General features: G+C 74.2%; 11 protein-coding genes. 2 read left to right on the plus strand and 9 right to left on the minus strand.

The window, feature by feature from the left end; genetic code table 11:
- Positions 1-20: 20 nt before the first annotated feature.
- The 8 genes from ACQYWQ_RS29925 to ACQYWQ_RS29960 all read right to left on the minus strand — a co-directional run bounded on the left by ACQYWQ_RS29925 (position 21) and on the right by ACQYWQ_RS29960 (position 10,063).
- Complete coding sequence (locus ACQYWQ_RS29925; RefSeq protein WP_431038935.1) at positions 21-1,418, minus strand: NADP-dependent succinic semialdehyde dehydrogenase; 1,398 nt, start codon at positions 1,416-1,418, stop codon at positions 21-23.
- 107 nt (positions 1,419-1,525) lie between these two features.
- On the minus strand, positions 1,526-1,993 hold the full coding sequence (locus ACQYWQ_RS29930; RefSeq protein ID WP_431038936.1) for an NUDIX domain-containing protein: 468 nt from the start codon (positions 1,991-1,993) through the stop codon (positions 1,526-1,528).
- Positions 1,994-2,048: 55 nt separating this feature from the next.
- The gene (locus ACQYWQ_RS29935) at positions 2,049-3,419 is read right to left on the minus strand and encodes a beta-xylosidase (protein ID WP_431038937.1); all 1,371 of its coding nucleotides are present in this window, start codon (positions 3,417-3,419) and stop codon (positions 2,049-2,051) included.
- 64 nt (positions 3,420-3,483) lie between these two features.
- Entirely contained in the window at positions 3,484-5,526 is a 2,043-nt protein-coding gene (locus tag ACQYWQ_RS29940; RefSeq protein ID WP_431038938.1) for a glycoside hydrolase family 31 protein, read from the minus strand.
- Between the two features lie 78 nt (positions 5,527-5,604).
- Complete coding sequence (locus ACQYWQ_RS29945; protein ID WP_431038939.1) at positions 5,605-6,447, minus strand: carbohydrate ABC transporter permease; 843 nt, start codon at positions 6,445-6,447, stop codon at positions 5,605-5,607.
- A gap of 3 nt (positions 6,448-6,450) precedes the next feature.
- Positions 6,451-7,437: a carbohydrate ABC transporter permease gene (locus ACQYWQ_RS29950; protein ID WP_431038940.1), complete on the minus strand. Its 987-nt coding sequence runs from the start codon at positions 7,435-7,437 to the stop codon at positions 6,451-6,453.
- A gap of 45 nt (positions 7,438-7,482) precedes the next feature.
- Positions 7,483-8,778, minus strand: a complete 1,296-nt coding sequence (locus ACQYWQ_RS29955; RefSeq protein WP_431038941.1) for an extracellular solute-binding protein — start codon at positions 8,776-8,778, stop codon at positions 7,483-7,485.
- 322 nt (positions 8,779-9,100) lie between these two features.
- Positions 9,101-10,063, minus strand: coding sequence for a LacI family DNA-binding transcriptional regulator (locus tag ACQYWQ_RS29960; RefSeq protein ID WP_431039406.1), 963 nt, complete (start codon positions 10,061-10,063; stop codon positions 9,101-9,103).
- A 371-nt stretch (positions 10,064-10,434) separates the two neighbouring features.
- Between ACQYWQ_RS29960 and ACQYWQ_RS29965 the strand changes: the two genes are divergently transcribed.
- A complete protein-coding gene (locus tag ACQYWQ_RS29965) occupies positions 10,435-10,710 on the plus strand; it encodes a hypothetical protein (RefSeq protein ID WP_431038942.1) in 276 nt (91 codons plus the stop codon).
- Between the two features lie 12 nt (positions 10,711-10,722).
- On the opposite strand, the gene ACQYWQ_RS29970 is transcribed toward ACQYWQ_RS29965, so the two are convergent.
- Positions 10,723-11,388, minus strand: a complete 666-nt coding sequence (locus ACQYWQ_RS29970) for a serine/threonine protein kinase (protein WP_431038943.1) — start codon at positions 11,386-11,388, stop codon at positions 10,723-10,725.
- A 298-nt stretch (positions 11,389-11,686) separates the two neighbouring features.
- Between ACQYWQ_RS29970 and ACQYWQ_RS29975 the strand changes: the two genes are divergently transcribed.
- Positions 11,687-12,382: a type 1 glutamine amidotransferase domain-containing protein gene (locus tag ACQYWQ_RS29975; RefSeq protein WP_431038944.1), complete on the plus strand. Its 696-nt coding sequence runs from the start codon at positions 11,687-11,689 to the stop codon at positions 12,380-12,382.
- Positions 12,383-12,394: the final 12 nt, after the last annotated feature.

Below are 12,394 nucleotides of genomic sequence, written 5' to 3' on the forward strand. Positions count from 1 at the left end.
CGCCCGTACCCGCAGGGCCCTCAGTCCTCCGGGCCCTCCCACACCGTCGTCACATCGCAGAACTCCTTGATCCCGTGCCCCGCCAGCTCGCGCCCGTACCCCGAACGCTTGACGCCGCCGAACGGGAGCGCCGGGTGCGAGGCCGTCATGCCGTTGAAGAAGACCCCGCCCGCCTCGATGTCCCGCACACAGCGCTCCTTCTCGGCGGCGTCCCGCGTCCAGACATTGGAACTCAGCCCGAACGACGAGTCGTTCGCGAGCCGGATGCCCTCGTCCAGGTCGGCGAAGCGGTAGAGCGTCGCGACGGGCCCGAAGGTCTCCTCGCGGTGGATGCGCATCCGCGGCGTGATGTCCGTGAGCACGGTCGGCTCGTAGAACCAGCCCGCCGGGCGGTCCTGCGGCCGCTTCCCGCCGGTCAGGACACGCGCGCCCTGCGCGACCGCGTCGTCCACCAGCTCCTCCAGGTCCGCGCGCCCCCGCTCGCTGGAGAGCGGCCCCACGTCCGTGCGCGCGTCCATCGGGTCACCGACCCTCAGCGCGGCGACCCCCTCCACGAACGCGCGCGCGAACTCCTCGTACACGTCCGCGTGCACGAGGAACCGCTTCGCGGCGATGCACGACTGGCCGTTGTTCTGCACCCGCGCCGTCACCGCCGTGCGCGCCGCCTTCGCGAGGTCCGCCGAAGGCAGGACGAGGTACGGGTCGCTGCCCCCCAGCTCCAGGACCGTCTTCTTGATCTCGTCGCCCGCGATCGACGCGACCGAGCGCCCGGCCGGCTCGCTCCCCGTGAGCGTCGCAGCCTTCACGCGCGGATCGCGCAGGATCGCCTCGATCGCCGACGACGGCACCAGGAGCGTCTGGAAGGCACCCTCAGGGAAACCCGCGCGGCGGAAGAGATCCCCCAGGTACAGCGCCGTCCGCGGCACGTTCGACGCGTGCTTGAGCAGCCCCACGTTCCCCGCCATGAGCGCGGGCGCGGCGAACCGCACGACCTGCCACAGCGGGAAGTTCCACGGCATGACCGCGAGCACCACCCCGAGCGGCCGGTACACGACCCGCGCGGCGCGCGCCCCCGAGTCCTCCACGTCCCGCCGCTCCGGGTGCTCGTCCGCGAGCAGCCCCTCGGCGCGGTCCGCGTACCAGCGCATCGCCTTGACACACTTCGCCGCCTCCGCGCGCGCCGCCGCGTACGTCTTGCCCATCTCCAGGGTCATCGTCCGCCCGATCTCCGCCTCCTCCTTCTCCAGGAGGTCGGCCGCGGCGCGCAGCAGCCGGGCGCGCTCGGCGAAGGACGTCGTGCGGTACGCGGCGAACGTGCGCTCCGCGCGCGCGAGCCGCTCCTCCACCTCGTCCGCCGACAGCGCCTCGAACGTCTGGACCGTCTCGCCGTCGGCCGGGTTCACCGTCGCGATGGGCATGGCTCTCCTCCTGGCAGGTACTCGTCCACTCCCACGCTCGCGCGCCTGCGACAGGCGTGCAAACGGGGCCGTACGAGGCGCCTGCCCCGCGCGCGGCACGCGATGCCTCAGCCCACGTGCTCCAAGAGCCTGTCCACGAACGCGGCCTGCGCCTTCACGAGCTTCCCGCGCGCCTCCTCGGGCCCGCACCACGCCACCCGGTCCAGCTCGGGAAACTCCCGGAGGCGCCCCGAGCGCGGCGGCCACTCCGTCGTGAACGTCCCCGGCCGCAGCGCCGCGGGGTCGAAGTCCCCGGCCACCGCCCACACCGTCACGCGCTTGCCGCCGCTCTGCCTGATCTCACCGAGCGGTGTGTACGGGCCCGGCGGAGGCGGAGCACCCAGCTCCTCCGCGAACTCGCGCAGCGCCGCGTCGAGCGGCGCCTCCTCCTCGCCGTACTCGCCCTTCGGGATCGACCACGCCCCCGCGTCCTTGCGGGCCCACAGCGGACCGCCCATGTGCCCGAGCAGCACTTCGACACCCGCCTCGTCCGTCCCGCGGTGCACCAGCAGGCCCGCGCTGCGCCGAATCGCCATGCGACCAGTGTCGTACCGGGGACCGCGTCGCGCACGGCCCCCGGTACGCGGTGCCTCAGCCCGTGATGCTCACGCTGAAGGCGTCCTGGCCCGACTCCGGGCGCAACGGCACCGTGAGGGTGTCCGTCCCGGCGGGGACCTCCGTGGTGCTCACGGTGACCGGCGCGTCGAGCGGCGCCGCGTCGGGTACGCGCCGCACGGTGACGGTCGTGCCGCCGAGCCCCGAGAGGCCGCGCAGCGTCAGGTCCGTGTCCGTTGCGCCGCCCGAAGCGGCGCCGAGCAGCACCCCGGCCGAGTGCGCCCCCGCGTCCACCGCGGCGACCGCGTCGAGCGGCCCGTCCGCCGTCGTGCGCGCGTACACCCCGTCGAGCTTCGCGTACGCCTCGTACACCCACCACTGCCCGGTCCTGCGCAGCGCGCCCGAGCCGTCCCGCGCGAGCACCCCGTCGAGTGTGCCGGCGGCGCAGCAGTCGTCCCAGATCGCGTGCGAGGCCGAAGGAATGCCCGAGGCGGCAAGACGCGCCAGGTACCACGCCTGGTGCCCGGCGTGCTGCTCGTCGGCGTGCAGGTACTCGTTCATGCTCAGCGCGACGCCGTCGAGCCCGCGCGCGGCGAGCAGTCCGCGCGCGCTCGCCGCGTCCGCCACCGGGTCCTGGCTGAAGTGCCAGTTCAGGACGTCGGGGACGGTCCCCGCCGCTTTCGCGTGGTCGAGGAAGGGGCCGATGTTGCCCGGGCTGTAGTCCCACAGCGAGGGCCCGACGAGCGGCATCCCGGGCAGCTCCTCGCGCAGCACCCGTACCGCCGTGTCCCACATCCCGTAGTACTGCTCCGTGTTGAAGCCCGGCGGGAAGAACGCCCCGGTCGGCTCGTTCCACACGTCGAGCCGCACGTCGAGGCCCGAGGCGCGGACGTCCTGGGCCAGCCGCCGCAGGAACGACTCCCAGTTCCCGCAGTCGCCGTCCGCGCACGGGTAGACCGTGTCGGGCGCCTGCGTCGTGTCCGCGCCCCACACATCGCTCACGAGCAGGTCGTACGTGCCGTGGTACGGCGCCGTGGTGAGCCGTCGCGCCTGCGCGAGCGCGGAGGTGACGCGGCGCTCGTAGCCGGGCCCGGCCGTGTAGCCGTCGCCTGCCCAGCCGCCGCCGTCGAGCCGCGCCCCGCCGCCGCGCCCCGAGGTCGGCTCCAGCGGGGCGAGGAGGTCGTCCCCAGGACCGCTGCCGTCCTCGGTGAGGCCGTACAGGAAGCCGGAGCCGACCCCGGTGACGGGCCCGGAGGTGTCGGCGAGGTCGACGGTGACGGAGTGGGCGGCGGCCCGAGAGGCCGCCGAGGCGGGGGAGCCTGGGCCGAGCGCGCAGGCGGTGAGCAGCGTCACCGCGCCGAGCGCTCCCAGGAGGTGGTGCCTCGTCCGTGCGGGTGTGGGGGACACGTCGTGCTCCTTCGGAGGGGAACCCGCCCGGCGGGTGCCGGACGGGGGATCAGGGGGTAGGGGGTCACGCGCTCCGGACCGCGCCGAGCGCCTGGTCCGCCCCGGCCCGTACGAAGACGGGGACGCGCTCCAGCGGCGCCTTCGCCGTCACCGTCGTGCCGCCCGCGTACGTCTCGCCGCTCGCCGCGTCCGTCCAGTCGGCGCCCGCGGGCAGGTACACCTCGCGCTCGCGCGCGCCGAGCCGCGTCACGGGCGCGACGAGGAGGTCGGGACCGCACAGGAAGCTGTCCTCCGCCTCCCAGGCGCGCGGGTCGCCGGGGAAACCGAGGAAGAGCGGGCGCAGCAGGGGCAGCCCCGTGGCCGCCGCCTCGTCGAGGTGCGCGGCCAGGTATCCGGCGAGGCGGTGGCGCAGGCCGAGCTGGGCGCGCAGGATCGCGTACGCCTCCTCGCCGTACGACCACAGCTCGTTCGGGCCGCCGCTGTGCCCGGCGGAGAAGGCGCCGCGCGGGTCGCGGTGGCCGTGCATGCGCAGGATCGGGCAGAAGACGGCGAACTGGAACCAGCGCACGAGCAGTTCGCGGTAGGCGGGGTCGTCCGGGTCGCCGCCGTGGAAGCCGCCGATGTCCGTCGTCCACCACGGGACACCGCTCAGCCCCGCGCTCAGCCCCGCGCGGATCTGCGCGCCGAGCGCGGCGAACGTCGCGGGGATGTCCCCCGACCACAGCGCGGCCCCGTAGCGCTGGCTGCCCGCCCATGCCGAGCGCACGAGCGAGACCGTGGCCTCGCCGTGCTCCGCGTCCCGCGGACGCCGCGCGTTCTCGGCCTGCGTGTGCTCCCAGAAGCCGCGCACGTGCGCGAGCGGGTACAGGTTCGCGACCGCGCGGCCCTCGCCCGCCGCGTACCGCAGGTGGGAGTGCTGCTCGGGGAAGATCTCCGGCTCGCAGGCGTCGAGCCACCACGTGCGGAAGCCGAGGTCGTAGTAGTTCTCCTTGACCCGCTCCCACACGTAGTCGCGGGCGCGCGGCTCCGTCGGGTCGTAGAAGGCGACGGGCAGCTCGCGGCCGCCGAACCCGGCGTCGGGGAAGGAGTGGTGGAAGGGCTGGCCCTGCGCCGTGCCCACGAGCAGCCCCCGCTCCCGCATCGGCGTGAAGTTCTCGCTCAGCGCGTTGACCGAGGGCCACACCGAGAGCAGCGGGCGCACCCCGAGCGAGGCCAGCTCGGCGACCATCGCCGCGGGGTCAGGCCAGTCCTCGGGATCGAAACTCCAGTCGCCCTGGTGCCGCCAGTGGAAGTAGTCGACGGCGACGACCGAGAGCGGCAGCCCCCGCTCGTGGTACTCGCGCACCACGGACAGCAGCTCCTCCTGCGTGCGGTAGCGCAGCTTCGACTGCCACAGCCCGAGCGCCCACGCGGGCAGCCGGGGCGCGTGCCCGGTCGCGTCCGCGTAGTGCGCGAGCAGCGCCGCGGGGTCCTCGCCCGTCGTGACCCAGTAGTCGAGCTGCTCGGCCGCGTCCGCGACCCACCGCGTGCCGTTCGCGGCGAACTCGACGCGCCCGACCGCCGGCTGGTTCCACAGCAGCCCGTAGCCGCGCGAGGAGAGGACGAAGGGGATGGAGACCTCGCCGTTGCGCTGCACGAGGTCGAGGACGAGGTGCTTGTGGTCGAGCAGCCCGTGCGTGTGCTGCCCGAGCCCGTACAGGCGCTCGTCCTCGTACGCGGCGAAGCGCTGCTCCAGGCGGTGGTGGTGGCCGTCCACCGGCGTGAACTGGCGCGGGCCCGGCCAGGCGAAGTGCCCGCGCCGCTCGCGCAACAGCTCGCCGCCGCCCGTGCGGTGGAAGCTCAGCAGCCCTTCCGCGTCGAGCCGCACGGTCAGCGCCCCGACCGTGAGCGTCGCCGAGCCGTCCGGGTGGTCGACGCGCTGCGCGGCGACCGGCTCGGGCCCGTCGAGCAGTGCCCCCGGCAGGTCGTGCGCGACGGCGTGCCGCGCGGCACGCACCCGGACGCTGTCGGCGCCCCAGGGCTGGACGAGGAGGGTGTGCTCGGCGCTCGTCCAGGAGAGCGCGGGGGTGCCGCAGGGGGCGGGGGTGAGAGAGCCGTTCAGGGACAAGACGGTCCTTCCGCTGTGAGGTGTGGGAGTGCCGGGTACGGCGGCAGTCGGTCCTCGACCGTGCCGGGCACGCGGCGGTCAGTCCTTGACCGCGCCCGAGGTGAGCCCGGCGGCGACGTGCCGCTGCGCGAAGACGAGGAGCACGGCGGCGGGCAGCGAGGCGATGACGGCCGTGGCCATCACCGAGTTCCAGCTCGTCGTGTTCGTCCCGGCACCGATGTAGTCGTAGAGCCCGACCGTGATCGGCTGCCACGTATCGGAGTCGAGGTTGAGCGTCGTGGCGAACAGGAAGTCGCCCCACGCGAAGAGGAACGTGAAGAGCCCGGCAGTGACGAGCGCGTTGCGCGCCAGGGGAAGGACGATCCGCACGAAGGTACGGACGGCACCCGCGCCGTCGAGCGCCGCGGCCTCCATCAGCTCCCCGGGCACCGAGGTCATGAAAGCGCGCAGCACGAGCACGGCGAACGGCACGGCGAGCGTCGAGTCGGCGAGGATCAGCGCGAAGGCCGAGTCGAGCAGGTGCGCCGAACCGAAGATCTTGTACAGCGCGTTCGCCATGACGATCCCCGGCACGAGCTGCACCACGAGGAGCACGCTGAGCAGCGGTTTCCCGCCCGGGGCGCGCAGCAGCGCGAGCGCGTACGCGGCGGGCGCCGCGATCAGCAGCGTGAGCGCCGTCGCGCCGAGCGCCACCACGAGTGAGGCGAGCAGGTGCCCGCCCTGCTGCGCGAAGGCGTCCCGGTAGCCGTGCAGCGTGCCGCCGAGCGGGAACCACAAGGCCGAGCGGCGCGCGAGCTGCTCATTGGTCTGGAAGGACGCGTTGACCATCCAGTACAGCGGGAAGAGCATCACCGCGACGATGACGAGCGCGACGAGCGTACGGACCGGGGACCGGCGCCGGCGCACGGTGTGAGTGGTCATGGGTCACTTCCGTCCCTTGCCGGTGCGCGCCCCGCCCCGGTCGCCCGAGTGGTCCTCGCCCCGGAGCGAGCGGAGGTAGAGCAGCGCGAAGACCGTCGCCACGACGATCAGCAGGTTCCCCGCCGCCGCACCGAGACCGAACTGCGAGAGCCCGCCGAAGGAGAGCTGGTAGCCGTACGTCGTCACCGTCTGCGTGGCGTTCGCCGGGCCCCCCTTCGTCATCACCCAGATGACGTCGAAGACCTTCAGCGTGTAGACGAGACCGAGTGTCAGCACGACCCCGATCACAGGGCGCAGTTGCGGCAGCGTGATGTGCCGGAACCGGGCCACGGGTCCTGCGCCGTCGAGTGCGGCCGCCTCGTAGAGCACACCCGGGACGGCCTGGAGGCCGCCGTGCAGGATCACCATGTTGAACGGCACCCCGATCCAGATGTTGCACAGGAGCACCCCGGCCATCGCGTACCCCGGGTCGTTGAGCCAGGGCACCGGGTCGTGCACGAGGTGCAGCGCGAGCAGCACCTGGTTGACGACCCCGTTGCTCGTGTCGAGCATCCACCGGAACACCGTCCCCGCCACGACGAGCGGCAGCAGCCACGGCACGAGGAGCAGCGCGCGCAGCACCCCGCCGAGCGGGAACGAACGCCGGAAGAACTCGGCGAGACCGAGCCCGATGACGAACTGCGCGAGCAGCGAGACGACGACGAACACGAGTGTGTTGCCGACCGCCTTGTGGAAGACCGGGTCGTCGAACAGGCGCCGGTAGTTGGCGAGCCCGCTCCAGGGGGCCTCACCGCTGTAGACCGACTCGATGCCGTAGTCCTGGAAGGACAGCAGCAGGTTCCGCACGAGCGGGTAGAGGAAGAACACCGCCGTGTACACGACCACGGGGACGAGGAAGGCGGTCCGCAGCAGGAACGACCTGCGCGCCCGACGGGACCTGCCTCCGTGTGCCCGGGACGCCGTGCGGGGCTCGCTGAGCGCGTACGCCATGTCAGGCCCCCGGGGTCGGCACGGGCACCCGGCGCCACCGCGCGCTCATCGCGTCGCCTCGGCCTGCGCGGCGGCGAGCGCGGCGGACGGGCTCTTCTGCCCGGAGAGCGCCGCCTGCACGGCCGTCCACAGCGCCTGCGACGCGGCAGGGTACTTCGCGCCGAGCTTCGCCGTGCGCCCCCGCGCGCCCGCTATCCCGTCCACGAACGGCTTCATCTGCGGCTGCTCACCGGCGAGTTCGGCGGCGGCGCTCTTCGCGGCCGGCACGTACTGCGTGAGTTTCGACCACGTGAGGCTGTTCGTCTCGTTCACCATGCAGGAGATGACCTCGGCGGCCTTGCGCGACTTCTCCGCACCGTTGTTGCCTGCCGCCCACACCTCGCCGCCCAGCGCCCCTGACGGGGTGTCGCCCTTCGCGGGAACCGGCATCGGCACGATGCCGTAGTCCGCTCCGGACAGTCCCGCCTTCTTCAACTGCGGCAGCTGCCAAGGGCCGTTGACCATCATCGCGAGCGAGCCGTTCGCGAACTGCTCCTGCACGTTCGCCTGCGTCCAGCTCAGCACGTCCTTCGGCGCCGAGCCCTCCTTCACGAGCGTGTTCAGGAAGGTGAGGGCCCGCACCGCTTCGGGCGAGTCCAGCTTCGCCAGCGAGGCACCCGCCGACAGGAAGAACGACTCGAACTGGAAGCTCCCCTCCTCGGTCGCGGGAACAGCGAAACCGAGCCCGTGCCGCTTGCCCGACGTGAGCTTCCGCGCGGCCTTCGCGAGCGCGTCCCACGTCGTGGGCGGCGTGAGGCCCGCGTCCGCGAAGAGCTTCTTGTCGTAGTACAGCGCGAGGGAGTTGACGCCGGGCGCGACCCCGTAGAGCTTTCCCTCGTACTGCCCGGCCGCCACCACGTTCTCGTACAGCCCGTCCGTCTTGAGCCCCGCGGCGCCGAGATCGGTGAGCGCCCCCGTGGCAGCGAGCTGCTGGAGGTCGGGGTTGTCGAGGAGGACGAGGTCGGGCACCGCGTGCGAGCCGGCGAGCTGGATGAGCTTGGTCCGCAGGTCCGGCACGATCTTGCGGCGCACCGTGACCCCGGCCTTCTTGCCGCAGGAGTCGAGGAGCTTCGGCAGCGCGCTCATCGTCGGGTCGGTGTTGTAGTAGTCCATTTCGGTCAGCACGAGCCGCCCCGAGGAATCCTTCGCGGCGGAACTCCCGCCGCCGTCCCCGCCGCACGCGGCCAGGAGCGTGGCGGCGGTCGCCGTCGCCGTGGTGAGCAGCGCGATCCGGCGGGCGCGGCGGGCGGTACGGGGCGCTCTGCGCGGGGTCAGGGACGGGCGTCGGGGTGTACGGGGCATGACGGGGTCCTCTCGGGGGCACGGCGACGGGGCCCGTCGCCGAAGGGACGGGCGCGTGGGGCCGCGCGTGCGGTGGGCTGAAGGGGCCGCGGGTGCGCGGTGGTGGTGGTGCGGGAGCGCGCGGCCCGGTGGGGCCGCGAGGGCGCACGCGCGCGGTGCCGCGGCGGGTGCGGAGGCGCGGGAAGGAAGCCGCGGGCGGTGCGGGTGCGGTGCCGGTGCTCCGGGCGGACGGCGCGCCGGGAGGGCCGGGGAGCGCGGGTACGAGGGCGGGTTTGCGGTACGGGCGAGTGGCTTGCGGTACGGGGCGGGCCCCGCCGCGGGGTCAGGCGGAAGCGGGGGCGGGGCCCTCGGTGCCGCGCGGGATGAAGGGCGGGCTGAGCAGGACGTGGGCGAGCGGCTCCTCGGGGTGGGTGACGCGGCGCAGCAGGGCCTCGACGGCGCTGCGGCCCATTTCGGTGGTGGGCACGTCGGCGCCGCCGATCTGCGGCTCGTGGGCGCGGGCGTGCTCCTCGGACGTGACGGCGAGCAGCGAGAGATCGCGGGGCACGGCGACGCGCGCGGACCGCAGGGCGGCGACCACGCCGTCGAGCGCGCGCTCGTTGACCGTCACGATCGCCGTGGGCGGTGGCACCACGGCGTCGAGCAGGTGCCGCGTCACCTCCGCCCCCGACTCCTCCGCATCCTCGGCGCAGACCGCCATGCCGCGCAGGTCGTGCGCGGCGACGGCCTTCTCGAAGGCGTCAAGGGCGCGGAACGCGGGCCCGTACTCCCGGTCGAGGAGCCGCTGCGGACGGTTGATCAGGGCGATCCGCTCGTGCCCGAGCGCGGCGAGCCGCGTCACCGCCTCGGTCACGAGCCCCGCGTAGTCGAGGTCGACCCAGCTGTGCGCCTCCTCGGCCCCCGTCCTGCCGATCGTGACGAACGGCAGCCCCTCCTCGATCAGCCGTGCGACCCGGCTGTCGTGGAGCATCGTCTCCATCACGATCACGCCGTCCACCCTGCGCTCCCCGACCATCCGGTCGAAGGCACTCTCGTGCGCCTCGCCGCTCGGCGAGAGCAGGACGTCGTGATCGTGCGCGGCTGCCGCCTCGGCGACCGCGCCGACGAAACGGAGCTGCTCCACGAGCAGATGCTCGCTCGTGGGCGGGATGACGAGACCGAAGGTGCGCGTCGAACCGTGGGCGAGGGCCCGTGCCGTGGCGCTCGGCCGGTAACCCGACTCCTCCACGACCCGCATGACCCGTTCCCTGATCGCCTCGGAGACCTGCCGCTTCCCGCTGAGCACGTACGAGACCGTGCTGCGCGACACCCCGGCCCTGCGGGCGATCTCGCCGATGTTCACCACGGCCTCCTGACGACGACGTCCTGACGATGCGTGAGGCGAAGGTACCGCCCCGGAGCGGACTGCCGAGCCCCGGGACGCTCTTCGTTGCGAACCGGTTCGCGAACCGGTTCGCAACGCATTACAGAGGGGTTTCGCCGGGCCGTCAAGATCCCCTGCACGAACTTCTTTCCGGGGTACGGGCAGGGGGGCGCGCCCGACCCGCGCGGCGGCGGCAGGCGGCGCGGAATCGGCACACGGTCCCCGGTCGTACGGGGCGCGGGACCGGCGAGGCGCCCCGGCTCCCGCGCGCGACCGCCCTACACTCCGGGCCCATGATGTCGACGCCAGCCGATCCCACGTACACCGTCGTGCTCAAACCCCAGCTCACCGACGAGGCCGGGCACCTCGACCACGGCACGGAACTGCGTCGCGCGGTCGTCCGCCCGACGGGCGCCGAGGGCACGAGCGGCTATCCCCGCTTCGCGGGCGAGGGCGTCGAGGCCGACATCAACCCCGAGAACAACGCGGTCGAAGCGGTCACGGTCGACAACGAGGAACTGCCCGTCGGCTGGATCGCCGAGGCGCTGCCGGGGGAACGGCGGGCTTGAGGCGCGTCCCCCTCACCGCCCCCACACCCTCCTGCGCAGCCACCACACCGCCGTGCCCACCCCCGCCGCGGCGAGGAGCGCGATCCCCGCCCCGAAGGCGCCGGGCGCGTCACGCTCCGCCTTCGCGCTGCCGCCGAGCCCGCCCCGTACGCCGCCCTTCGGCATCTCACCCGGCACCCCCGCGGGCGCATCCGCCATCCCCGCGTCCGCGTACGGGTCCACGGGCGACGCGCTCGCCGTCGCGGCCCCGCTGGGACGCGGTACGGGCGAAGCGGGCGCGTCCTTCGCGCCCGAGCCCTCGGGGTCCGGCGCCGCCTTCGGGGACGGCAGCGGCCCGGGCACCCCCACCTCGGCCCCGCTCACCCGCGTACCGTCGGCGCAGCGCACCCGCGCCACGTACCGTCCGTCGTCGACCGCGAGCCAGGAGGCGGTACGGGAGTGGCCGCCGGGCGCCAGGTCCACCGCGTAGCCCCCGTCCGCAGCGCCGCCGCCCACGGGGACGAGGGTCGCCGTGCCGCCCCGGGGACACGCCGACGTGGTGAGCCGCACCGTCGAACCCTGCGCACGGACTGTCACGGGGTCCCGCGCGGGGGCGCCGTCGGCGTGGGCGCACGGGGCGAGCGTCAGCAGGGCGCAGGCACCCAGCACGGTCGCTGTCAGGGGGGTCGCGCAAGGCATGGGGACCGTCCTCGGGCGCGGCACGGCGGCGCCCGGGCGGGCGCGCGACGGGAGGACCGTGCGGGCCGCTGCCCAGCCCACGTCCGCGCCGCCCCCTCCGCACCCGCGGCGCCCCGGGCTGCCGCCGCGCAGGTGACGACCTCATCCGTCCGGCCCAGCCCCGCGGGGGCCTCGGCCACCCGCGCGGGCAGGGACCCGGTGAAACGCGCCGCGCGGGGAACAGGAGCCCCGTCCCCCTGCCGTCCCTGCCGCGCCCTGCCCCTGCCCGCACCGCCTGACCCTCTGCCAAGGAGCCCCCGTGCCCAAGATCCTCCTCGTCCTCACCGGCACCGACCACTGGACCCTCGCCGACGGCACCCGTCACCCCACCGGCTTCTGGGCCGAGGAGGCCGTCGCGCCGTGGAGCCTGTTCACGGAGGCCGGGTACGAGGTCGAGGTCGCGACCCCCGGCGCTGTCGTCCCGACCGTGGACCCGGTCAGTCTCGATTCCTCCTTCGCGGGCGGTGAGGAGGGCGCGGACCGGCTGCGCGCGGCGCTCGACACGATGACGCCGCTGCTGCGCCCGCGCCCCCTCGCCGACGTCGACCCGAACGCGTACGCCGCCGTCTTCTACCCCGGCGGCCACGGCCCGATGGAGGACCTCTCCCACGACGCGGATTCGGCGGCCCTGCTGACCCGCGCCCTCGCCTCCGGCCACCCGCTCGCCCTCGTCTGCCACGGCCCCGCCGCGCTCCTCGCCACCGCGGACACCGAGGGGAACAGCCCTTTCGCGGGGTACCGCCTCACCGCCTTCACCGACGCCGAGGAGGAGCAGTCCGGCTTCGCGAGCCGCGCCCCCTGGCTCCTCCAGGACCGGCTGACCGCCCTCGGCGCCGACTTCCGGGAGGGCGAGCCCTGGGCCCCGAAGACGGTGAGCGACCGCACCCTCCACACCGGTCAGAACCCGGCCTCGGCGGGACCCCTCGCCGAGGTGGTCCTCGCCGCACTGGGCTGACGGGCCGTCGCG

This window comes from Streptomyces sp. P6-2-1 (assembly GCF_050613165.1).
GTDB lineage: Bacteria > Actinomycetota > Actinomycetes > Streptomycetales > Streptomycetaceae > Streptomyces.

Excerpts from the sequence above, each read along its gene's own strand:
- ACQYWQ_RS29930 (WP_431038936.1), bottom strand. The coding sequence starts at position 1,993 with ATGGCGATTCGGCGCAGCGCGGGCCTGCTGGTGCACCGCGGGACGGAC.
- ACQYWQ_RS29970 (WP_431038943.1), bottom strand. The coding sequence starts at position 11,388 with ATGCCTTGCGCGACCCCCCTGACAGCGACCGTGCTGGGTGCCTGCGCC.
- ACQYWQ_RS29950 (WP_431038940.1), bottom strand. The coding sequence starts at position 7,437 with ATGGCGTACGCGCTCAGCGAGCCCCGCACGGCGTCCCGGGCACACGGA.
- ACQYWQ_RS29945 (WP_431038939.1), bottom strand. The coding sequence starts at position 6,447 with ATGACCACTCACACCGTGCGCCGGCGCCGGTCCCCGGTCCGTACGCTC.
- ACQYWQ_RS29965 (WP_431038942.1), top strand. The coding sequence starts at position 10,435 with ATGATGTCGACGCCAGCCGATCCCACGTACACCGTCGTGCTCAAACCC.
- ACQYWQ_RS29925 (WP_431038935.1), bottom strand. The coding sequence starts at position 1,418 with ATGCCCATCGCGACGGTGAACCCGGCCGACGGCGAGACGGTCCAGACG.
- ACQYWQ_RS29955 (WP_431038941.1), bottom strand. The coding sequence starts at position 8,778 with ATGCCCCGTACACCCCGACGCCCGTCCCTGACCCCGCGCAGAGCGCCC.